21 protein-coding genes and 1 tRNA gene are annotated in these 21,748 nt (G+C 40.0%); 15 read left to right on the top strand and 7 right to left on the bottom strand.

Annotated features, from left to right (window positions below; translation table 11 throughout):
* Positions 1–9 precede the first annotated feature (9 nt).
* Complete coding sequence (locus ACFSKV_RS05445; RefSeq protein WP_380800889.1) at positions 10–1,851, bottom strand: LptF/LptG family permease; 1,842 nt, start codon at positions 1,849–1,851, stop codon at positions 10–12.
* 75 nt (positions 1,852–1,926) lie between these two features.
* A complete protein-coding gene (locus tag ACFSKV_RS05440; RefSeq protein WP_380800888.1) occupies positions 1,927–2,322 on the bottom strand; it encodes an START-like domain-containing protein in 396 nt (131 codons plus the stop codon).
* Positions 2,323–2,516: 194 nt separating this feature from the next.
* Here ACFSKV_RS05440 and ACFSKV_RS05435 point away from each other — a divergent pair.
* The 4 genes from ACFSKV_RS05435 to ACFSKV_RS05420 all read left to right on the top strand — a co-directional run bounded on the left by ACFSKV_RS05435 (position 2,517) and on the right by ACFSKV_RS05420 (position 3,584).
* Positions 2,517–2,590: transfer RNA gene (locus tag ACFSKV_RS05435), tRNA-Met, on the top strand.
* A gap of 41 nt (positions 2,591–2,631) precedes the next feature.
* Positions 2,632–2,886, top strand: a complete 255-nt coding sequence (locus ACFSKV_RS05430) for a GIY-YIG nuclease family protein (protein WP_380800887.1) — start codon at positions 2,632–2,634, stop codon at positions 2,884–2,886.
* A 94-nt stretch (positions 2,887–2,980) separates the two neighbouring features.
* The gene (locus ACFSKV_RS05425; RefSeq protein ID WP_380800886.1) at positions 2,981–3,235 is read left to right on the top strand and encodes a GIY-YIG nuclease family protein; all 255 of its coding nucleotides are present in this window, start codon (positions 2,981–2,983) and stop codon (positions 3,233–3,235) included.
* Positions 3,236–3,329: 94 nt separating this feature from the next.
* Entirely contained in the window at positions 3,330–3,584 is a 255-nt protein-coding gene (locus ACFSKV_RS05420) for a GIY-YIG nuclease family protein (protein WP_380800885.1), read from the top strand.
* Between the two features lie 277 nt (positions 3,585–3,861).
* Here the strand turns inward: ACFSKV_RS05420 and rplT are convergent, their stop codons facing one another.
* The 4 genes from rplT to thrS form a co-directional block, all read right to left on the bottom strand.
* Positions 3,862–4,206 carry a 50S ribosomal protein L20 gene (gene rplT, locus ACFSKV_RS05415; protein WP_380800884.1) on the bottom strand — a complete coding sequence of 115 codons (345 nt, stop codon included), beginning with the start codon at positions 4,204–4,206 and terminating at the stop codon, positions 3,862–3,864.
* 102 nt (positions 4,207–4,308) lie between these two features.
* Positions 4,309–4,506 (bottom strand): 50S ribosomal protein L35, encoded by a 198-nt coding sequence (gene rpmI, locus ACFSKV_RS05410; RefSeq protein WP_009185920.1) that lies wholly within the window; start codon positions 4,504–4,506, stop codon positions 4,309–4,311.
* 21 nt (positions 4,507–4,527) lie between these two features.
* A complete protein-coding gene (infC, locus tag ACFSKV_RS05405; protein ID WP_380800883.1) occupies positions 4,528–5,079 on the bottom strand; it encodes a translation initiation factor IF-3 in 552 nt (183 codons plus the stop codon).
* 85 nt (positions 5,080–5,164) lie between these two features.
* The gene (gene thrS / locus ACFSKV_RS05400) at positions 5,165–7,114 is read right to left on the bottom strand and encodes a threonine--tRNA ligase (protein WP_380800881.1); all 1,950 of its coding nucleotides are present in this window, start codon (positions 7,112–7,114) and stop codon (positions 5,165–5,167) included.
* Positions 7,115–7,350: 236 nt separating this feature from the next.
* Here thrS and lhgO point away from each other — a divergent pair, with 236 nt between their 5' ends.
* The 7 genes from lhgO to ACFSKV_RS05365 all read left to right on the top strand — a co-directional run bounded on the left by lhgO (position 7,351) and on the right by ACFSKV_RS05365 (position 15,380).
* Positions 7,351–8,553: an L-2-hydroxyglutarate oxidase gene (gene lhgO, locus ACFSKV_RS05395; RefSeq protein ID WP_380800880.1), complete on the top strand. Its 1,203-nt coding sequence runs from the start codon at positions 7,351–7,353 to the stop codon at positions 8,551–8,553.
* Positions 8,554–8,912: 359 nt separating this feature from the next.
* Positions 8,913–9,722 carry a hypothetical protein gene (locus tag ACFSKV_RS05390; RefSeq protein WP_380800879.1) on the top strand — a complete coding sequence of 270 codons (810 nt, stop codon included), beginning with the start codon at positions 8,913–8,915 and terminating at the stop codon, positions 9,720–9,722.
* 2 nt (positions 9,723–9,724) lie between these two features.
* Complete coding sequence (locus ACFSKV_RS05385; RefSeq protein ID WP_380800878.1) at positions 9,725–10,621, top strand: helix-turn-helix domain-containing protein; 897 nt, start codon at positions 9,725–9,727, stop codon at positions 10,619–10,621.
* 513 nt (positions 10,622–11,134) lie between these two features.
* Positions 11,135–12,406: a BspA family leucine-rich repeat surface protein gene (locus ACFSKV_RS05380; protein WP_380800877.1), complete on the top strand. Its 1,272-nt coding sequence runs from the start codon at positions 11,135–11,137 to the stop codon at positions 12,404–12,406.
* Positions 12,407–12,571: 165 nt separating this feature from the next.
* Positions 12,572–12,967 carry a PAS domain-containing protein gene (locus ACFSKV_RS05375; protein WP_380800876.1) on the top strand — a complete coding sequence of 132 codons (396 nt, stop codon included), beginning with the start codon at positions 12,572–12,574 and terminating at the stop codon, positions 12,965–12,967.
* Positions 12,964–13,797: an MBL fold metallo-hydrolase gene (locus ACFSKV_RS05370; protein ID WP_380800875.1), complete on the top strand. Its 834-nt coding sequence runs from the start codon at positions 12,964–12,966 to the stop codon at positions 13,795–13,797. The genes ACFSKV_RS05375 and ACFSKV_RS05370 overlap by 4 nt, the downstream gene beginning before the upstream one ends.
* A 128-nt stretch (positions 13,798–13,925) precedes the next feature.
* On the top strand, positions 13,926–15,380 hold the full coding sequence (locus tag ACFSKV_RS05365; RefSeq protein ID WP_380800874.1) for a PQQ-dependent sugar dehydrogenase: 1,455 nt from the start codon (positions 13,926–13,928) through the stop codon (positions 15,378–15,380).
* Positions 15,381–15,742: 362 nt separating this feature from the next.
* On the opposite strand, the gene ACFSKV_RS05360 is transcribed toward ACFSKV_RS05365, so the two are convergent.
* Positions 15,743–15,904, bottom strand: a complete 162-nt coding sequence (locus ACFSKV_RS05360; protein WP_380800873.1) for a hypothetical protein — start codon at positions 15,902–15,904, stop codon at positions 15,743–15,745.
* A gap of 132 nt (positions 15,905–16,036) precedes the next feature.
* Here ACFSKV_RS05360 and ACFSKV_RS05355 point away from each other — a divergent pair, with 132 nt between their 5' ends.
* The 4 genes from ACFSKV_RS05355 to ACFSKV_RS05340 all read left to right on the top strand — a co-directional run bounded on the left by ACFSKV_RS05355 (position 16,037) and on the right by ACFSKV_RS05340 (position 21,694).
* Entirely contained in the window at positions 16,037–16,468 is a 432-nt protein-coding gene (locus ACFSKV_RS05355; RefSeq protein ID WP_380800872.1) for a nuclear transport factor 2 family protein, read from the top strand.
* Positions 16,469–16,586: 118 nt separating this feature from the next.
* Entirely contained in the window at positions 16,587–18,827 is a 2,241-nt protein-coding gene (locus ACFSKV_RS05350) for a xanthine dehydrogenase family protein molybdopterin-binding subunit (protein ID WP_380800871.1), read from the top strand.
* A 133-nt stretch (positions 18,828–18,960) separates the two neighbouring features.
* A complete protein-coding gene (locus tag ACFSKV_RS05345) occupies positions 18,961–19,416 on the top strand; it encodes a (2Fe-2S)-binding protein (RefSeq protein WP_380800870.1) in 456 nt (151 codons plus the stop codon).
* Between the two features lie 16 nt (positions 19,417–19,432).
* Positions 19,433–21,694, top strand: coding sequence for a xanthine dehydrogenase family protein molybdopterin-binding subunit (locus tag ACFSKV_RS05340; RefSeq protein WP_380800869.1), 2,262 nt, complete (start codon positions 19,433–19,435; stop codon positions 21,692–21,694).
* The last annotated feature ends 54 nt before the right edge of the window (positions 21,695–21,748 follow it).

Here is a 21,748-nt window from a genome sequence, read left to right as displayed (position 1 = left end):
GTAAAAACTTTAATTGGATTTTAAAACATTGGCTTCAAGTTTAGATGATTTAATCTTAAAGCTTTTCTGTAGCTTTTTAAAAAATTCAATATACATATCTGCTTCAAATAACCGGGCATCTTTTCTTGCCTGTCTAAGGAAGAAAAATCCAAAAGGCAAAAGAACCAGAATTGAAAAAAAAGTTCCAAAAAGAGCGGTTGTAACCCCCTCTTTGGCCCATTTTTCTCCTGTTATCGTCAGCATATAATATATTATGAAGAAAATGATGGAAACCAGAACAGGCATACCAAGTCCTCCTTTTTTGATGATGGCACCCAGAGGGGCTCCGATCAGGAACATGACAATACAGGCCAAAGCTGTTGTATATTTTTGAAACCAGGCAATTTGAAATCTACGGTATTCTCTTTGAAGGTTATCGATTTGAACAAGCTTGGTGCTAAAGTTATTTTTGATTGACCTTGCATTGTTCATGGCAACGGTAGCAGCTCTGGGTATATATCCGGAAGCCTCTATAATGGAATCAATCCTGGCTTTTGACTCAGGACTGAATTCTTCCAATTGTTGGTATGTTTTGGCTTTTTTTTGAGGAATTTCCCCGGTTGCCACTACAGGCCTGCTTTTTGAAATAAGCGAATCGGTCTTTCTAAATTCTTTTCTGGCTCTTAAACTTTCTACAGAAGTTACATTATTACCTGATATTTCATCTTTTCCTACCTGATCTTCAAGCACGCTATCAGTTACGGCTTTAGCAATAGCCAAAACAGGCAAAGTGTCCGATACCTGTCCTTTCTGACTTTCTAAGGCAAAACTAATGGAGTCATTGCCTGAAGTGGAAGCCACTACTTCAGTTTGGTTTCCATTTAGTTTTGTTTCTCTTGATTTCCGGAGTTTCAAGGAATCATATGCAGCCTTTTTTTCTATAATATCTGCAGGAGGATTGATTTTTTTATTTCTACCAAAATAAGTGTAGGAAGATTCTGTGGTCAGATAATTATAATAAATTAAACTATTGATTTCATTTGACATAGAATCAAGGCCTTCCTTTAGCTGGGAAATATTCTTTATTGATCTATTGGTAGACCACAGGTCTTCAGGTGTCCTGTTTAATTGAAAAGACTCCAAATTGAAAACAATATGGTTTTCTGAAAAATTAGTCCTACTGAAATCGACAGGTTTTTCACTTATTCCCCTAGAACTCCTGGATTCTTTATAGCTCACACCATTGTAAAGCACAAGTCTCATATACCGGTCATTAAAAAATGATTCCATTCTCCCGGAATCCGCAAGGATTACATTGGTGTTTCCCTGACCTTGAGAATGATCGTAAATGATAATGTCCCTTAACCTTGTTTCATCAAGCTTTTGATTTACTTTAATACTATAATTGGGGATTCCGGCATAAAAAATCCCCTCCTTGATGTCAAGGGCAGGAGATTTCATCCTAATATCATATAAAAGGCTAAATGTTTTCAGGTTTACCTTTGGAACTACGTAATTGTTGGATAGGTAGGCCAAAATAGTCAGTAAAACAACAAAAATAAACAAAGGTCTTAGCGCCCTGACAAGAGAAATACCACTGCTTTTTATGGCAGTCAATTCAAAATGTTCTCCAAGATTCCCAAAAGTCATCAACGAAGAAAGAAGGACCGCTAAAGGAAGGGCCATGGGGGAAATGCTGATCACAAAATAAGAAATCAGTTCAAGGTATATCATGAAGCCCAATCCCTTACCAAAAATTTCATCAAAATATTTAAGCATATTCACGGTAAGCAGAATAAAATCCACTACCACAAAAGTCAAAAAGAAAGGTCCTATAAAAGAACCTAAAATAAGTTTATCAAGTTTTTTCATTAACAAACAAAGCCATGTTGGTCAATCTAACGGCAAAGTTGAAAATAATATTCAATTTTACTGTAAAAAATCCAATTATCCGCCAATGATTTCCTTAAGGTGGAGTACTAAATTTTCCCAAATAGACTCAAGTTCTTCATCATCATAGGAATCACTATAATCGATTACTTTTAAAAATAGGGTTTGGGTCAGTTCATTCTCTTCAATTTTGAATTCTATGTAGGAATGATCGGTTTCCTCTAAATTATTGGGGTCAAAAAAGTCAAATTTAACATGGTAATTACTCCGTAAAGATGCCACCCTGGCATAATGTTCTTCACCATCATAATGAAAGATAAAATTCTTGTCTTCATTGATAGAGACATCATCCGCAAACCATTCAGCAAGTCCACTCGCTGTACTCAAATAAGGAAAAAGAATTTTCCTTGAAGTATTGATTTGATAATCAGCTACAAACTTGTTTTTCACCATTTCCTTTCAATTTTTGTTTACAAAAAACACTTTTTTTAACCCTTTTTGTTTGCAATTGAACAAGTAAGCCATCATATTTGCATTCCAATTCGGCGAGGTAGCTCATCCCGATAGCTATCGGGAGGTTAGAGCGCAGGATTCATATCCGCCGCGGCGGACAGGAGTTCAACTCCTTCAATTCAATAAACATTCCTGGCGAGGTAGCTCAGATGGTTAGAGCGCAGGATTCATAACCCTGAGGTCAGGGGTTCAACTCCCCTCCTCGCTACTCTCAAGCCCCTCTTTTGGGGCTTTTTTTGTTCTTTTGTTATGTTCTGTGTTTACGTACTTTATTCTTTTTCCGCAAACAAATTTTATACTGGAATGACCTCTGAACTTATTACAAGGTTCAGGTTCCACAATTCCAAATCTACTAAAGGCTACACTTTAAGATATAGACCTTGGTACTGCATCCACGTAGAGTTCTTTGATTCCAAGAAAGAAGCCCTTTATAGAGAAAAGGAACTAAAATCCGGAAAAGGAAGAGATTGGATCAGATCCAACATACTTCCAAAGTACCTTTAACGCAGGATTCATATCCGCCGCGGCGGACAGCAGTTCAACTCCCCTCCTCGCTACTCTCAAGCCCCTCTTTTGGGGCTTTTTTTGTTCTTTTGTTATGTTCTGTGTTTACGCACTTTATTCTTTTTCCGCAAACAAATTTTATACTGGAATGACCTCTGAACTTATTACAAGGTTCAGGTTCCACAATTCCAAATCTACTAAAGGCTACACTTTAAGATATAGATCTTGGTACTGCATCCACGTAGAGTTCTTTGATTCCAAGAAAGAAGCCCTTTATAGAGAAAAGGAACTAAAATCCGGAAAAGGAAGAGATTGGATTAAATCCAACATACTTCCAAAGTACCTTTAACGCAGGATTCATATCCGCCGCGGCGGACAGGGGTTCAACTCCCCTCCTCGCTACTCTCAAGCCCCTCTTTTGGGGCTTTTTTTGTTCTTTTGTTATGTTCTGTGTTTACGCACTTTATTCTTTTTCCGCAAACAAATTTTATACTGGAATGACCTCTGAACTTATTACAAGGTTCAGGTTCCACAATTCCAAATCTACTAAAGGCTACACTTTAAGATATAGACCTTGGTACTGCATCCACGTAGAGTTCTTTGATTCCAAGAAAGAAGCCCTTTATAGAGAAAAGGAACTAAAATCCGGAAAAGGAAGAGATTGGATCAGATCCAACATACTTCCAAAGTACCTTTAACGCAGGATTCATATCCGCCGCGGCGGACAGCAGTTCGATTCTGCTCCTCGCTACTCTCAAGCCCCTCTTTTGGGGCTTTTTTTATTTTGTTATAGGTACTAAAAAACCAATGTTTAAAAACCATAAAATAAGGTTTTTAAATATTGGTCATTTAATTTATTCTACTCTTGTAATATAACAAAATTTCCCAAAACCATACCAACAAATGATAAAATTTTAGCATAAAAAAAGCCCTGATAGTTCAGGGCTTTAAATTTAAAGTAAGGTTGTGCCTTTCTTACTTTACTTTTTCAACTACAGCTTTGAATGCCTCGGGATGATTCATGGCCAAATCTGCAAGAACTTTTCTGTTCAATTCGATGTCTGCTTTTTTCAACATTCCCATAAATTGTGAATAAGAGATGCCATACTGTCTGGCACCTGCATTGATACGCTGGATCCAAAGGGCTCTGAATTCTCTTTTCTTTGCCTTTCTGTCCCTGTAAGCGTACTGTAAACCTTTTTCGTATTTGTTTTTGGCTACTGTCCAAACGTTTTTACCTCTTCCGAAGTAACCTCTTGTTGCTTTAAGTACTTTTTTTCTTCTTGCTCTTGAAGCAACTGCATTTACTGATCTTGGCATAGTTTTTTACATTTTTTGACCCTAGGTGCCTTACGGACTTTTTTACCTCAGCGTCTGGTGAATAATTTAACCTTAATTGATTTTTGAAGGATTGGAAAAGGATTAACCAATTCTCAACATGGCTTTTACTCTGCCCTCATCAGACTCATGAACCATACCCATTTGAGTTAGATTTCTCTTTCTCTTGGTTGATTTTTTGGTCAAAATGTGACTTTTATAAGCATGCTTCCTTCTGATTTTGCCGGTTCCTGTTAACTTGAACCTTTTTTTCGCACTTGATTTAGTTTTTACTTTAGGCATAACTGTATTTGTTTGTTGAAATTATTTCTTTAATGATTTGGGCGCTAGAAAAAGGAACATCCTTTTTCCTTCCAGCTTGGGCAACTGCTCCACCTGAGCGTAATCTTCCAGCTCCTGTGCAAACCTCAATAACAACATCTCTCCTCTTTCCTTAAATACAATAGACCTTCCAACAAAGTGTACATAAGCCTTCACTTTAGCACCTTCTTTTAGAAAGTTAATGGCATGCTTCAATTTAAAATTAAAATCATGGTCATCTGTATTAGGGCCAAATCTTATTTCCTTTAAAACAGTCTTGGATGCATTGGCTTTTATTTCCTTTTGCTTCTTTTTCTGCTCGTATTTAAACTTGGCATAATCAATCACCTTACAAACAGGCGGATTGGCATTGGGAGAAATTTCTACGAGATCAAGTTCATTTTCCTCTGCTAGTTTTAGCGCCTGAGATAAGGATAATACTGCATTTCCTCCTTCTACGAAGTCTCCTACTACCCTTACTTCCCTGGCCCTAATCTTATCATTTACTTTATAAGGCTCTTCTTGTCTCTGTCTGAACGGTGGTTTTCCTTTCAAAATTTTATGGTTGTTTAATGAAATTGCGTGCAAATATCGGAATTATTTTGAGATTATAAAAATCTCCAACTTTTTCCTTAATTAATTAATTTTTCAGGAACTCTCCTATTATTCCTTTAAAGTGAGTAACAAATTCTTCAGGACTCAGAGCACCCAAGTCCCCTTCTCCATGCTTCCTAACAGAAATCTTCCCTTCAGCTTGTTCTTTTTCTCCTACGATCAGCATAAATGGAATTTTCTTTACTTCCGCATCACGGATCTTACGGCCAATTTTTTCATCTCTGTTATCAATTGCTCCCATGATATCCTGGTCCTCCAACATGGACTTTACTTGTTCGGCATATTCCACATATTTCTCGGAAATAGGTAAAATAGTGATCTGTTCCGGAGAAAGCCATAATGGAAAATTTCCGGCACAATGCTCTATCAAAACAGCCACAAACCGCTCCAAAGAGCCAAATGGGGCCCTATGGATCATCACAGGTCTATGTTTTTGATTATCCGAACCAATATATTCCAATTGGAAACGCTCAGGCAAATTGTAATCCACCTGAATGGTGCCCAGCTGCCATTTTCTGCCCAAGGCATCTTTTACCATGAAATCCAGTTTGGGACCATAAAACGCTGCTTCCCCCAATTCTGTAACGGTCTGCAAGCCCCTTTCCTTTGCCGCCTCAATAATGGCCGATTCCGCTTTGTTCCAAGCTTCATCTGTACCAATGTACTTATCCCTGTTATCCGGATCCCTTAAGGAAATTTGAGCAGTAAAATCTTCAAAACCCAAAGCTTTGAATACATACAATACCAGATCTATTACTTTAATAAACTCTTCTTTTACCTGGTCCGGCCGGCAGAAAATATGGGCATCGTCCTGAGTGAATCCCCTTACCCTGGTCAGACCATGTAATTCTCCGCTTTGCTCATACCTATAAACTGTACCGAATTCTGCATATCGTATAGGCAAATCTTTATAAGACCTCGGCTTATGTTTGTAAATCTCGCAATGGTGGGGACAGTTCATAGGCTTTAGCAAAAACTCCTCCCCTTCATTTGGGGTTGCTATAGGCTGAAACGAATCCTTACCGTATTTTTCATAATGGCCAGAGGTTTCATACAATGCCTTATGTCCAATATGAGGGGTAACCACCTGCTGGTAACCTGATTTATCCTGTGCCCTTTTCATGAAGTTGACCAACCTCTCCCTCAACAAAGTACCTTTTGGCAACCACAATGGAAGACCCATACCAACCTTTTCGGAAAAAGTGAAAAGTTCTAATTCTCTTCCTAACTTTCTGTGATCTCTTTTCTTGGCTTCTTCTAATAGGGTCAGGTAATCCTGAAGTTCCTTGGCTTTTGGAAAAGTAATCCCATAAAGCCTGGTTAGCATTTTATTCTTTTCATCCCCTCTCCAGTAAGCACCCGCAATATTCAGTATTTTGGCAGCTTTGATAAAACCGGTATTCGGAATGTGGGGCCCTCTACAAAGGTCCACAAAATTACCCTGCTCATAAAAAGTGATGGAGCCATCTTCCAAGCCCTCCAAAAGGTCTAATTTATATTCGTCTCCCTTTTCTTTGAAATAGGCAATAGCATCTTTTTTGGAAACCTCTTTACGGATGTACTCACTTTTTTGCTTGGCCAATTCCATCATTTTTGCTTCAATTGTTTCAATTTCAGCACTATCCAATGGTCTATCGCCAAAGTCAACATCATAATAAAAACCATTTTCAATAGGTGGCCCAATACCAAATTTGATTCCAGGATAAAGTGCTTCCAGAGCCTCGGCCATCAAGTGAGCTGAAGAATGCCAAAAAGTATTTTTCCCCTCCGTATCATTCCAGGTTAATAATTGTAAATTTGCATCATGGTTAATCGGTCTGCTGGCATCCCAAACTTCCCCGTTCACTTTTGCTGCAAGTACGTTTCTGGCCAAACCCTCGCTTATACTAAGTGCAATCTGTAGACCTGAAACTCCTTTTTCATACTCCCTCACAGAACCATCAGGAAGCGTAATCTTAATTTGTTGATTAGACATTTATAGTTTTAAAGAAATGAAACATGGCATCTATACAAACAGATGCTTAAACTTGGTGCAAATATGCAAATTGATTATGGTTTTATAAAAATAAACATCGATTAGCTACGATAAATTTTAATATGGGACACGCTTGTGTTAGTTAAAAAATGCCCAAAATAAATTGTGATCAATTTGTTGACAATTGTTTTATAATTTCACTCAATGATTATATTTGTTGCTTTTAAAAATAAAGCATGAAGTACGATATCCTAATTGTTGGTGGTGGGATTGTTGGCCTCGCCACTGGCTTGAAAATCAAGCAGAAAAAACCTGACCTAAAAGTAGCAATTTTAGAAAAGGAAAGCGAGGTAGCCAAACATCAAACTGGAAATAACAGCGGGGTTATCCATTCAGGATTATATTATAAACCTGGTTCACTCAAAGCAATCAACTGTATCAACGGTTACCATGAATTGATCAAGTTTTGTGAAGAGGAAAATATTCCTTTTGAACTGACAGGAAAGGTAGTCGTAGCAACGAGAAAAGAACAGATCCCCATTTTAAATGGACTTCATGACCGTGGGCTTCAAAACGGTTTGACTGGTACCCGTCACATTACCCTAGATGAGCTTAAAGAATATGAACCTTACTGCGCAGGTGTGGCTGCTATTCATGTTCCTCAAACAGGTATCGTGGATTATAAAGTAGTCGCCCAAGCCTATGCCAGGAAATTTGAGTCTCTGGGAGGGGAAATATTCCTAAATAATAAGGTGTTGAAAATCAATACATTAAATGGAATATCTTATATTAGGACTGAATACCATGAATTTTCCTCTAACCTGGTTATCAACTGTGCTGGATTGTATTCTGATAAAGTCGCGCAAATGAACCAGCATGAACCCATTGATGTCAAAATAATTCCATTCAGGGGAGAATATTATAAACTGAAGAAAGAAAGGGAATACCTGGTTAAAAATCTGATTTATCCCGTTCCGGATCCAAATTTTCCATTTTTGGGAGTTCATTTCACAAGAATGAAGAAAGGTGGTGTAGAAGCTGGACCAAATGCGGTCTTGGCCTTCAAAAGAGAAGGATATAAGCGGTCGCAGATAAATTTTGCTGAACTTAGTGAAACATTGGCCTGGCCTGGCTTTCAAAAAGTAGCTTCCAAATACTGGAAAACCGGCATGGGGGAACTATACCGTTCATTCTCTAAAGCTGCATTTACAAAAGCGCTTCAGGAATTAATCCCTGACATTACTGAAGATGACCTTGTAGACGGAGGTGCCGGAGTACGGGCCCAGGCATGCGACAGGACTGGTGGCCTTTTGGATGATTTCAGTATCAAAGAAAATGAATATGCCATTAATGTGCTCAATGCACCTTCTCCTGCCGCTACCAGTTCCTTGTCAATTGGTGGAACAGTAAGTGATCTAGCGTTGAAAAGATTCAGCTGATAAATAAATTTCCAAATTACATTTTCATGGGCAGGGTTTTTAAAATTCCTGCCCATTTCATTTTTCTTTATCATAGGATAATATAATCCTATTAGAGCTTTCCAATTCAAAATATCTTTTCTTCTTTTAGTGAATAACCGGTATAGGGCATAAAAATGTCTTTTTTAAATCGATCCAATTTTATTTTATTCCAAGTCTCTATGCTATATCAATTGTTTGATTTTCGTAATTATCGATTTGAAAAAAGTTCAAACAAAACAAGAGACAGTATTAATTTTGTAATATGAAAATCCAAGATACTTTTTGGTTTTCAGTAAATTGTATTAACATCCAAATCATCTAGAATCAAAGTATATACCATGAAAATCAGTCCGTATTCAATATTTCGAAGGTTATTGAATTTATTGCTTTCAGGTTTCCTTGTCGTTTTTTTAATGGCAAAATCTTATGCCCAAGAAGAAAAACAATCACCGAACGGGTATTTTAAAGGAAATATCAGTGTTACCAATAATGGACTTTCCCTTATTCCTGCCTTTTCTCTTAACAGACCTGCCGCCATATTTGAACTTTCTCTTGGTGGGGACAAATTAAGCTTTGACCCTGAGATGCGTTTCGCACTGGATGGTCAACCTTGGTCTTTTATATTTTGGTGGAGATATAAGATTTTCAAATCAGATAAATTCAGGTTGCATATAGGTGCCCATCCTGCCTTTATTTTTGAAGAAAAAATGGTTGATGATGGAACAGGTAACATGGTTGAAAGCATGGAAGCCAAAAGGTTCTTTGCCGGGGAAATTTCCCCAAGCTATACATTCAACGATAAGATTAGACTCAATTTTCTTTATTTAGCAGGTAGGAGCTTGGGAAAAGTGCCTTATGCCTTGAACCAATTTGTCGCAACAGGTGCACATTTTACCAAAATACCTCTTTCAGAAAAATATTTCTTCAATGCCAGCCCCCAATTCTTCTACCTGAAAATGAATGAGGATGATGGCTATTTTGCCAGCGCCTCCATTGTCATTGGAAGAAAGGATTTTCCTGTTTCCCTGGGATCCATCATAAGCAAAAAAATTGTATCCCAAATCGAAGTGGATAATTGGATATGGAATATCAGTTTGATTTATTCCTTTAATAATGAATTCATTAAAAGATCAAATCCTTTACTTTAATTATGGACAAACCTGAAACCATAGAGGAATTTTACAAGAGAAAATTCAGTTGGCTCCCAGAAAATATCCGCAATGACATCGGTCATTTTAATATGTTCCGATTAGAGCCATATTCCCACGGAAAGCAGACTACTATCCCCTATCGGCGCAGAGATTTTTACAAAATCATGTTGGTCAAAGGACATGGTACCGTATATTATGCCGATCAGGTCATAGAGGTAAAAAAGCAGGCTTTATCCTTTTCCAATCCTCTTATCCCTTATAAATGGGAACACCATGAAGAATTGAAGGGGCAGTACTGCATCTTCAACCCACACTTCATGTCCAATTTTGGAAATATTAGCCAATATGAAATTTTCCAACCTTCAGGAAACCATATTTTTGAATTGAGGGACGATCAGGTAATTGAGGTTGAAGCTTTGTTCCAAAAAATGGAACTAGATTTCAATTCCGAATACAAATACAAATATGACAGCATCCGCAGTCACATCCTTGAACTGATCCATTTTGGTATGAAGCTTCAGCCGAATATCCTGACGGATCGGCAACCATTCAATGCCTCCCACAGGATTTCAGCTATGTTTACCGAATTGCTGGAGAGACAATTCCCAATTGAAGACAGCCATCCAAAATTGCAGGTCCGCTCTGCTTCTGATTTTGCCGAAAATCTAAATGTGCATGTCAACCACCTCAACCGGGCAGTAAAAGAAACAACTGGAAAAACTACGACACAGGTCATCGCAGATCGATTAATTCAGGAAGCTAAAGTCCTACTCAAACACAGCAATTGGAACGTAGGAGAAATTGCCTTTGCACTGGGCTTTACCGAAGTGCCCCATTTCAATAATTTCTTTAAAAAACATACCGGAAGTACACCATTGAGCTTTAGAAATATGTAATTGAAACCTTTGAGGTCTTTCAGGCCTCGAAGGTTTATTTTTACCAAGATGCTTATAATTGTTTAAATTTTACACCAAAAACTCTCGGAGCTTTATAAAACCTCAAGGGTTCGATTCCCAAACATTTTAGGTCTTTCAGACCTCGAATGTTTATTGATGAATTTACCGCTAACTTGCGATGCGGCTTACTTGCAAATTTTAACTCCGCAAATACCTACCCAATATTTTTGAAAACCAGAGGCAAAACAGATTTTGAAGCAATTTAATTTATTGTCCCTAATTCCTCTCCTTGGCACAATAAGAATTGTAGGGTAAATATTTAATATATTGGTTATCAATGATTTAATATTATAAAATGCTTAAATTTTTCTAAAAAATGTCGCCTTTTTACCAGTATATGAAAATGATTGAGTGGTAAATTTATAATGGTAATCTAGGTGATTTCAGATAGTACCCCATCAGCATTGGCTTTATTAATAGTTTTAGTTTTTCACTAATCAAATTTATACCCCAATGAAAAAGACAAGCAATTTATTCCAAATCCTCTTGGTCCTTATTTTGATCTCCTGCTTCAATGAAGAACCAAAGACAACATTCAAGTTGGACACATCAGCATCCCCAGCAGAGGGAGGTAGAATCAATTTGATGCCAAAATTTGATTCCTATGATGAAGGAAAAACTGTAAAACTCACGGCAGAAGCCTATACAGATTGGGTATTTCAAAAATGGGACGGTGATGCAGATGGTTCATCAAATCCATTGGAAATTACAATGGATTCTGATAAAAGTATTATTGGTCTTTTTGTAAAAAGAAGTTATCCTCTTAATCTATTGATAATTGGGGAAGGAACAGTTAATGAAGTGGTGGTGCCCAATCCTTCAGGAAGAGAATATCCAATAGGAACAACAGTGGAATTAACCCCGGTACCTAAAGAGGGATGGGCCTTTCAAAATTGGGAGGGAGATCTCAGCGGAAACCAAAACCCCATGAGGATTCTAGTAGATGGGACCAAAAATGTTCAAGTCAAATTCGTTCCTAAACCCGAAGGGGAACCTAGGTTTTTTTTAGCTGAAAATGGTGTAACCTGTAAATGTGAAGGTGTCATTCCAGGTTATAAAGGAATTATCAACGGGGTAGAATACGAAGCAGTTGATAATGAATTTTTAAAAATGAGGGTGGAAGAAAAGGCTGATCTTACCAAATTATGTACTTCATTAGTCACGGATCTGAGTTATTTGGGTTTAAGCACAGACTTCAACCAACCCATAGGCAATTGGGATGTAAGCAATGTAACGGATATGTCCTATTTATTTGCAGCAAATTTTTTGTTGGATTGGAATTTGGATCCAAAACCATCCCAGTTTAATCAACCTTTAGAGCATTGGGATGTAAGCAAAGTTACAAATATGAACACTATGTTTGGAGTTTCTCTTTTTAATCAACCTATTGAAGCCTGGGACGTGAGCAATGTAACCGATATGTCCTTTATGTTTTATGGGGCTGTATTTAATCAACCGATAGAAAATTGGGATGTGGGCAAAGTAACAAATATGTCTCATATGTTTGGTAGTTTACCTGATGTATATAATGCCAGATTCAACCAACCCATTGGTAAATGGAACGTAAGCAATGTTGAGTTAATGACAGGCATGTTTAACGGAAATTATTATTTCAATCAGGATCTATCAAGTTGGTGTGTAATCAAAATACCGACAATTCCGGAGGATTTTTACACAGGATCATGGACATTACCCAAGCCTGTTTGGGGAACCTGTCCGGATTAAAAACTGGGGTAATTTTTTTAGCCACTTCTATTTTCTAGCAGTGGCTTTTTTATTCCTAATATTTAGAATTAAAGATTTCTTTTTTTACTATTCATAGAACATTAATAATTCAATTTTTTATGAATTAGTTTTCTTATATTTATAGAAGACATCTTTCACCCAAAAATGGCTGCACATGAAATAGAAATCATCCTAAACAGGCAATTGGCAGATTGCCTATCCATACCTGTATTTATTACAGATATTGCCGGGAACCTTATTTTTTATAATGAACCCGCTGAAGATATTTTGGGCTCCCGTTTTGGTGATACAGGTGAAATGAAGGTAGAGGTCTGGTCGACAATTTTCAAACCCCTGGATGAACAAAAAAAACCCTTGGCACCGGAAGGTCTTCCCTTGGTACAGACTTTGAGTGACCAACTCCCCCATCATAAAACCTTTTGGATCGAGAGCCTAAAGGGTAAAATTGAAAAAATTTCGGTTACTTCTTATCCAATAATAGGCAGAATGGGCAAATTTCTTGGAGCTGTGGCCATATTCTGGGAAACTAAGGAACAATGAAAATTGCAATAAAAGGAGTAAGAGGATCGATTCCCGCTTCAGGTCCTGAAACATCCCATTTTGGAGGAAACACCTCCTGCGTCACAGTAACTGATGACAATAATATGCTAATATTAGATGGAGGTTCGGGTCTGCAAAAAGTGAAGATTCCTTCTAAACCATCTAAGCGTATAGATATTTTACTGACCCATTTACATATGGACCATATCCAGGGTTTGGGTTTTTTTCAACCATTATTCGATCCAAGAATGGAAGTCCATATCTGGGCGCCAACCAGTGTCACCCTAAATTTGCATGCAAGACTAAGCCGGTTTTTATCCCCACCCCTCTTTCCAGTACTTCTCCGGGACCTTCCCTGTAAACTTGCGCTCCATGAAATCTCTAATAGCGATTTTAAGATAGGTCCATTCAAAATCAGTTCGAGATTCATCATCCATGCAGGTCCTACAGTGGGTTTTAGGGTCGAAACCAAAAATTCTACATTGGCTTATATTCCTGACCACGAACCCGCATTGGGTCCAGAAGGAATTATCCCGGATAAAAAATGGATTTCAGGGTTTGATATTATATCTGAAGCAGATTTACTGATCCATGATGCCCAGTTTACCTCAAAAGAATATAAACATAAGTTGGGATGGGGACATTCCAGTATGGAGGATGCCTTGAAAATTGCATTTTTGGGAGGAGTAAAACGCCTTTTACTATTTCATCACGACCCTTCTAGAACGGATGGAGAATTACATGCCATCAATGATAAACTTCAAAAGAAATATTCAAGTACTTTGGATTTTGAGTTTGCCCAGGAAGGAACTGAAATAGAATTGGGTTGAAAAACATACCATTTTGTTTGATTTCATGAATCCCTATTCTTTATCCGAATGTACATTTACTCCAGATAAATCTTAATTTTAAAATAACAAATTCACATCCAGCAAATAATTAAGAAAATTCCATTCCAATGAAAAACAAACAATTTGGTGCATCTATACAGGTCTTACAACAATCGCTTTTCCTGGTGATCATAGGATTTTTTGCCATGAATTCAAATACTATGGCACAGGATGGGGCAAAAGTTTACCAGTCCTATTGCATGGGATGCCATGGAGCGGACTTGAAAGGTACTCCGGCCGGCTCTTCCCTTTTGGCTGAAAACCTCAAACAAGGAAACGACAAGACTTCTATTTCAAATGCCATTAGCAAGGGCGTTCCCAATACCAGCATGATCGCATGGGGAAATGCTTTGAGCTCGGATGATATTGATGCCTTGACAGAATTTATCCTCAAAGCCAGAAAATCACCCAGTGAAAGTCCTGGAAAAGAAGAAATATTGACCATTAAGACCCATGACTATACCTTGAATATCGAAAAAGTGGTTACCGAAGGCATAGAATTTCCATGGGGAATCGAATTTGTGGATACAGACCGGGCCTTGGTTAACGGCAATAAAGGAAATCTATATTGGGTAGTCAAGGGTAAACTGGATCCCCGGAAAATAGCAGGCCTTCCTTTTATCTTTGGTACGGATTTGGTCGGAGGCATGATGGATATAGCTTTAGATCCTAAATACAATGAGAATGGCTGGATATATTTTGCCTACAGCCACAATCCAAAAAATACTCCTGAAAGAACCTCTCCCGCCATGACCAAATTGGTCAGAGGAAAAATCAAAGATTATCAATGGGTAGAAGAACAAACCCTATTCCAGGCACCTGATTCTATTTTGGTGGTGGAAGGCATGAGATGGGGAAGCCGCCTACTCTTTGACAAGGAGGGATATTTGTATTTCACCATTGGTGATATGCAGCAATCCATTCAATCAGGAAATAACCCTCAGTTACCTTATCGAGCCGAAGGGAAAATCTTCAGGATTTATCCAGACGGCTCTATCCCAAGGGACAACCCTCATTATGGACAGGATGGTACCTTGCAAGGTATTTATGCCTGGGGAACCCGAAATGTTCAGGGTTTAGCACAACATCCTGTGACAGGTGAGATATACTTTACGGATCATGGTCCACAAGGAGGGGATGAACTCAATAGACTCAAAAGAGCAGGAAATTATGGATGGCCAGTTATTACTTACGGCGTAAATTATGATGGCAGCACCATTACCAACCTAACCCACAAAGAAGGAATGGAACAGCCCCTCACTTATTGGACGCCCTCTATTGCAGTTTGTGCCGCTGAATTTGTTACAGGAAATCAATTTCCCAAATGGCAAAATAACCTCTTGGTTACTGCGCTCAAAGATCAGGAAATCAGAAGACTGGTGATTGATGGGGATAATGTCCTTAGCCAAGAAGTCATCTTAAAAGGAATGGGAAGAGTTCGGGATGTGAAGATAGGGCCGGAAGGGGCATTGTATGTCCTGACGAATTCTCCGGATGCTTTGTTGAGGATTACTCCTCAGTAAAAGGTGGATTGATAAATCGATCATAAATTAATAGATGTTCGATCCATTCAGGGTCGGGAGGCTTTAAGGAAATATAAATTATCGTCCCCATGGATTTCACCCATGGCTATTAAGAAATTTGACCCCATTCGGGGTCGTTTGAATCCTTTAAATTATGAACTTAATTTAAAGACCATTATTAATTAAAGACCACAAAGTGCCTGCCTATCGGCTAGACAGGGTCTAACTTTTCAATAACTTGTCCTCCGTGGCGGAGCCCCCGGTAAACTGGTGGATTAGGATAAATATAGGTTTATGTCATTCCTACCCTAAAAGGCCTGCCTGACGGCAAAGGCAGGGTTGAACTTTTCAAACCTGAAAATCTATTTTTTCTCCCTTTCCTTCATCCTTTTTAAAACCATTTCCTTCAATTCCTGTTTGAAGTTCCGAAAATGGCTCAAGTTCACGGCCGTCAATCTGATGTTTTCCTCGAAATCCTTTTTGGCCTGGGCGATTTTGAAATCCACACCATTTGATTCTACCAATTCCTTGTTTGATTTTCGTAATAGAACTTGATTTGTAAACAATAATTTTGATTGATCAAAATATTATATTTTTCTAAAGACTCATACCAATTCTACACTACAATGAAATCATTTCTCCTGGCCACCCTCCTGATGGCAACTCTTATATTCCCTATCCAAGCTCAAAATTCATCAACCAGCAATACTGAAAAGGAAATCATCCAACTATCTATGGACAAATGGCAGTGGATGGCTGATAAGGACATCGCCAAGCTCACTCCCCTATTCCACCCTCAGGCAAAGTTTGTTCATATGAGCGGAACATGGACCACAGCCCGTGAACTGGAAATCATCGAAACAGGGAGCATCTGGTACAAAAAAGCTACTGTCCATGACACAGCGGTGGAACTCGTGGGCAATACTGCTGTTGTCTGGAACCGGATCACACTCGAATCGGTAGTCCGAGGAAATGATGCCAAGGTGGAGTTTACGGTGACTGAAGTCTATCATAAAGAGGGTTCTGACTGGCAAATGCTTGCCATGACCTTTAGTAGTGTAAGAGAAACGCATAAGATAGGAAAGTAATGAAATCTAACTGGTTTCTCTTTCGTCGAAAACAAATTCAAAATAACCTTCAATCAATTTGCCTTGACATTAGGGCTATATACTGGTAAATTGAGAAGATAATCCATCAACTCATAAAATGACCTTATCCAAAACTTCCCTTGACCGCCGTTCATTTTTGAAAGTCTCTGCCCTCGCAGGGGGCGGAATGATGCTTAGTTTTGGCTGGCTGGCCGGGTGTAAACCCCAGGAAATGGAAGAAGTACTTGGCATGCCCAAGGATTGGTATAGGGTAAATGGATTTATCAAAATCGGGGAAAACGGACTTATCACCATCATGTCTCCCAATCCGGAAGGAGGCCAAAATGTAAAAACCGGCATGCCTTTGATTGTTGCGGAGGAGTTGGATGCCGACTGGAACAAGGTGGAGGTGGAGCAAGCCCCATTGGATACTGACAATTTTACCAGGCAATTTATCGGGGGAAGTCAGGCCATCCGAATTGGTTGGAAACCCCTTCGGACGGCAGGAGCCACAGCCCGAAAAATGTTAATCAATGCCGCTGCCCAAACATGGCAGGTTGATGCCTCAGAAATTAGCACCGAGCCTGGATTTTTGGTCCACAAAGCAAGCGGTAAGAAAGCCCATTTTGGAGAAATGGCTTCTTTGGCAGCCACCCTGCCTGTTCCTGAAGATGTACCTTTGAAGGAAATTTCCGAATTCAGGCTGATAGGCAAATCCCATAAAAATGTTGATGCCAAAAATATTGTCACCGGCAAACCGCTCTTTGGAATCGATTACAAGAAAGAGGGCATGCTTTATGCCATGATCATCCATCCGCCTGCACATGGACTGCGATTAAAATCTTTTGATGCAACGGAGGTCAAATCCATGCCCGGAATCAAAGATGTTTTCCAGATCAAATCCCATCAGGATGATTACGAACGCACCTTTTTTGATACCACGAGCTTCACCGACCTGGTAGCCATCGTGGGCAATACCACCTGGGAAGTGATGCTGGCCAAAAAGGCACTGAAAGTTGAATGGGAGGAGTTCTCGACCTATCAGGAAAAAAGGGACTGGAACGGCAGAAAAGAATTGAGGGCCATACCGGGAGGACTGGAAGACGAACAGGAACAGCTCCAAAAAATGAATATTGCAGCTAAAAGTGCAAGAACCGTCAGAAAAGACGGTAATCCCGACGCTGTCTTTCGTACAGCTGCAAAAGTAATCGAAAGGACCTACAATGGGCCATTTCTTGCACACAACTGTATGGAACCGATGAATTTCTTTGCCCATGTGCAGGGAGATATAGTAGAATGTGCAGGACCATTACAGAAACCTGAACTGACCGAACAGGCCCTTTCTTCAAGATTAGGGATTCCGATTGAAAATATCCATATTGACATGACCCGCCTGGGCGGTGGCTATGGTCGTCGTTCCTATGCACACTGGTTGATCGAGGCAGCAGTGATTTCCCAAAAAGTCAATGCTCCAATCAAATTGATCTATTCCAGAGAAGACGATATGACCGGGGGAATCTACCGCCCCATGTACCAGGCTACCTATCGGGCAGCTTTAGACAAGGACAACAAACTGATCGGATTCCATGTGAATGCCGGGGGATTGGTGGAGCCTCCTTTGTATGCGGACCGCTTCCCTGCCGGAGCTGTGGAAAATTACCTGGCAGAGGAATGGATCGTAGCCTCCAATATAACCGTGGGCTCATTTAGGGCTCCAAGGTCCAACTTTATTGCTGCCGCAGAACAATCCTTTTTGGATGAGCTTGCTGAGACTATTGGAAAAGACCCCATTGACTTCCGCTTGGAATTATTGAAGAAAGCAAAAGAAAATCCGGTCGGGCAAAACAACGATTATGATCCTGACAGATACTCAGGGGTCTTGGAACTGGTAAGAGAAAAGTCCAATTGGGGACAGGTTCCCGCTGGAATTTCCAGAGGGGTTTCTGCCTATTTCTGTCACAACAGCTATGCCGCCCAGGTAGTGGATCTCAAGATCGAAAATGGGCAGGTAAAAGTTGAAAAAGTCATTCAGGCAGTGGATTGTGGCCTGATCATCAATCCTGATGCTGCGAAAAACCTCTGCGAAGGTTGTGTAGTCGACGGTATTGGAACTGCCATGTATGGAGAATTGAAGTTCAATAAAGGCGTTCCTGACCGATTCAACTTCGACCGCTATCGTATGATCAGGATGAGTGAGGCTCCAAAAGTAATTGAAACCTATTTCGTGGAAAGTCAGATTGACCCCACAGGTTTGGGTGAGCCCGGCTATCCTCCGGTATTTGCTGCCTTGGCCAATGCCCTTTACCAGGCAACAGGTAAGCGGCTATATCAGCAACCTTTCTTTCCTCAGCTTTCTTAAAAAATCAGTTCAATTCGTTTCATAAAAAATATCCATAAATATCTCGTCCGACATGGCGGGTCCAATATCTATAAATATCATGTTTAGTAAAAAAAAGTCTAAATAACCAGTAGCAACTCCAAAAAATCAAAATATGGCAAAATTCAACCTCAGCATCAACGGAAAATCACAAACAGTGGAAGTCGATCCTAACACCCCAATATTGTGGGTATTGAGAGACCATCTTGACTTGGTGGGAACCAAATATGGATGCGGCATAGCCCAATGTGGCTCCTGCACGGTAATTATGGATGGAAACGCGGTACGCTCCTGTTCCATCCCTGTATCAGCAGTGGAAGGCGCTAAAATCACTACCATAGAAGGTCTTTCGGAAAATGGAGATCATCCTGTACAGAAAGCCTGGTTGAAGCACGATGTACCCCAATGCGGCTATTGCCAGGCAGGTCAGATTATGAGCGCAGTAGCTTTGTTGGACCGAAATCCCAATCCGAGTGATGAGGATATAGACAATGCCATGAATGGCAATATCTGCCGTTGCGGAACTTATGTACGCATCAAAAAGGCCATCAAAACTGCCGCTAATTCCTAACTAAAAGCATTAAATCATGAGCATTGTAAAAACAAAACTCGATAGAAGATCATTTTTGAAGGCATCGGCATTGGCTGGAGGCGGTATGATGCTGAGCTTTAGCTGGCTGGCGGGTTGCAAACCCACTCCTGAACAAATTCTAGAAATGCCAAAGGAATGGTTTGAACTCAACAGTTATATCAAAATTGGAGAAAATGGAGCAGTAACGCTATTTTCGCCCAATCCTGAATTTGGTTCCAATGTCAAAACCTCCATGCCTATGATCCTTGCTGATGAACTGGATGTAGATTGGAAAATGGTGATGGTAGAGCAGGCAGATTTCTGGCCGGAGAGATTTCAGAGACAGTTTACCGGGGGTAGTCAAGGAATTCGTCAAGGGTGGTCTCCACTGCGTACAGCTGGAGCAACCGCCAGGGCCATGTTGGTGAATGCGGCTGCACAAACCTGGAATGTTCCTGCATCAGAAATCACTACGAATGCTGGATTGCTGGAACATAAGACAAGCAGAAAAAAGGTAGGTTATGGTGTGATGGCCTCCCTTGCCGCCACTTTGGAAGTACCTGAGGAAGTCCAATTGAAAGAAATCAAAGACTTCAAAATCATTGGTAACTCGAAAAAAAATGTAGACAACGAAAAAATCCTTACCGGAAAACCATTGTTCGGAATCGACTACAAAGTAGAAGGCATGAAATACGCTGCCATCATCCATCCACCGGCTTTTGGAATGAAACTGAAATCTTTCGATAACTCTTCAGTTATGAATATGCCCGGCATTCAGGAGGTATTTACGATCAACATTTTCAAAGAAGATTATGAAAGAAACTATTTTGACACTGCCACCTTTCCGGAGTTAATCGCAATTGTTGGAAATTCAACTTGGGAAGTTTTTCAAGCCAAAAAAGCTTTGAAGGTGGAATGGGAAAATGCGCCCCAATCCAATTTTATGATGGCTGGATTTGGAGAGGATGTTTCTACTGTGGTCATTCCTGCAGGGTTGGAAAACTCCGAAACCCACAAAGCCAAAATGGCCGAGTATATACAAAAACCTGGAAATATACTCCGTCGTGACGGTGATCCCGAAGGAGCTTTCAAAAAGGCTGCAAAAGTGATCGAAAGAACTTATAACGCACCCTTCCTGGCCCACAATACTATGGAGCCTGTGAATTGCTTTGCTCATGTGACTTCAGATAAGGCGGTCATTTACGGACCTACGCAAGCACCTGAATTTATTATCCGGACCCTTTCCGCTACATTAGGTCTTCCAAAAGAAAAAATCCAGATCAACCTTGCCCGTATGGGAGGAGGTTTTGGTTTACGTGCATACAGCCACCACATGGTAGAAGCAGCACTCATTTCCAAAAAGATCGGAGCTCCTATAAAAATGGTGTACACCCGGGAAGATGACATGACTTATGGCATCTACCGACCTACCTACTCTGCAACTTACAGGGCTGCTTTGGATGAGGACAATAATCTTTTGGCCTTTCATGTAAAAGCCGGAGGTATTCCTGAGACCCCCATCCATCCTAACCGATTCCCGGCAGGTGCCATTGAAAACTACCTGGCAGAAGGATGGGATATTCCGTCCAATATCACCATTGGGGCATTCAGAGCACCAAGATCTAATTTTATCGCTGGAGCAGAACAATCGTTTTTGGATGAACTGGCTGAAGCCATGGGGAAAGATCCCATCGAATTTCGATTGGAATTACTGAAAAGAGCAAAGGAAAATCCAGTTGGAAATAGAAATGACTACGATCCTGGCCGCTATGCAGGGGTATTGGAATTAGTTCGTGAAAAATCCAACTGGGGACAAAACCAACCCGGAACTCATAGAGGGGTATCTGCCTATTTCTGCCACAATTCCTATGTAGCTGAAGTTTTGGATCTTAGATTGGAAGGGAATAAACCAGTAGTGGAAAATGTCTATGCTGCCGTTGATTGTGGTATTGTCATCAATCCTGATGCTGCTGCCAATATGGGTGAAGGTGCTATAGTGGATGGGATCGGAAATGCCTTCTATGGGGAATTACCTTTCAAGGAGGGAGTGCCTCAAAAAAACAATTTCCATCAATACCGCATGATCCGTATGGCCGAAGCGCCTAAGAAAGTGGAAGTCCATTTTGTAAAAAATGACATTGATCCTACAGGTTTGGGAGAACCGCTCTTCCCTCCTATTTTCGGAGCTGTTGCAAATGCCATGTACAAAGCTACTGGCAGAAGGTTTTACGAGCAGCCTTATTTAAAGGAATTGGAGTCAGGAATTACGAGGATGTAAGTTTAAACCTTTGAGTACGCCGCAGCGCACTCGAAGGTTTTTTTATTTAGGAAA

Origin of the sequence: Shivajiella indica (genome assembly GCF_042683085.1) — a bacterium.
GTDB classification, from domain to species: Bacteria; Bacteroidota; Bacteroidia; order Cytophagales; family Cyclobacteriaceae; genus Shivajiella; species Shivajiella indica.
This window is presented reverse-complemented; position numbering and strand designations above follow the sequence as displayed.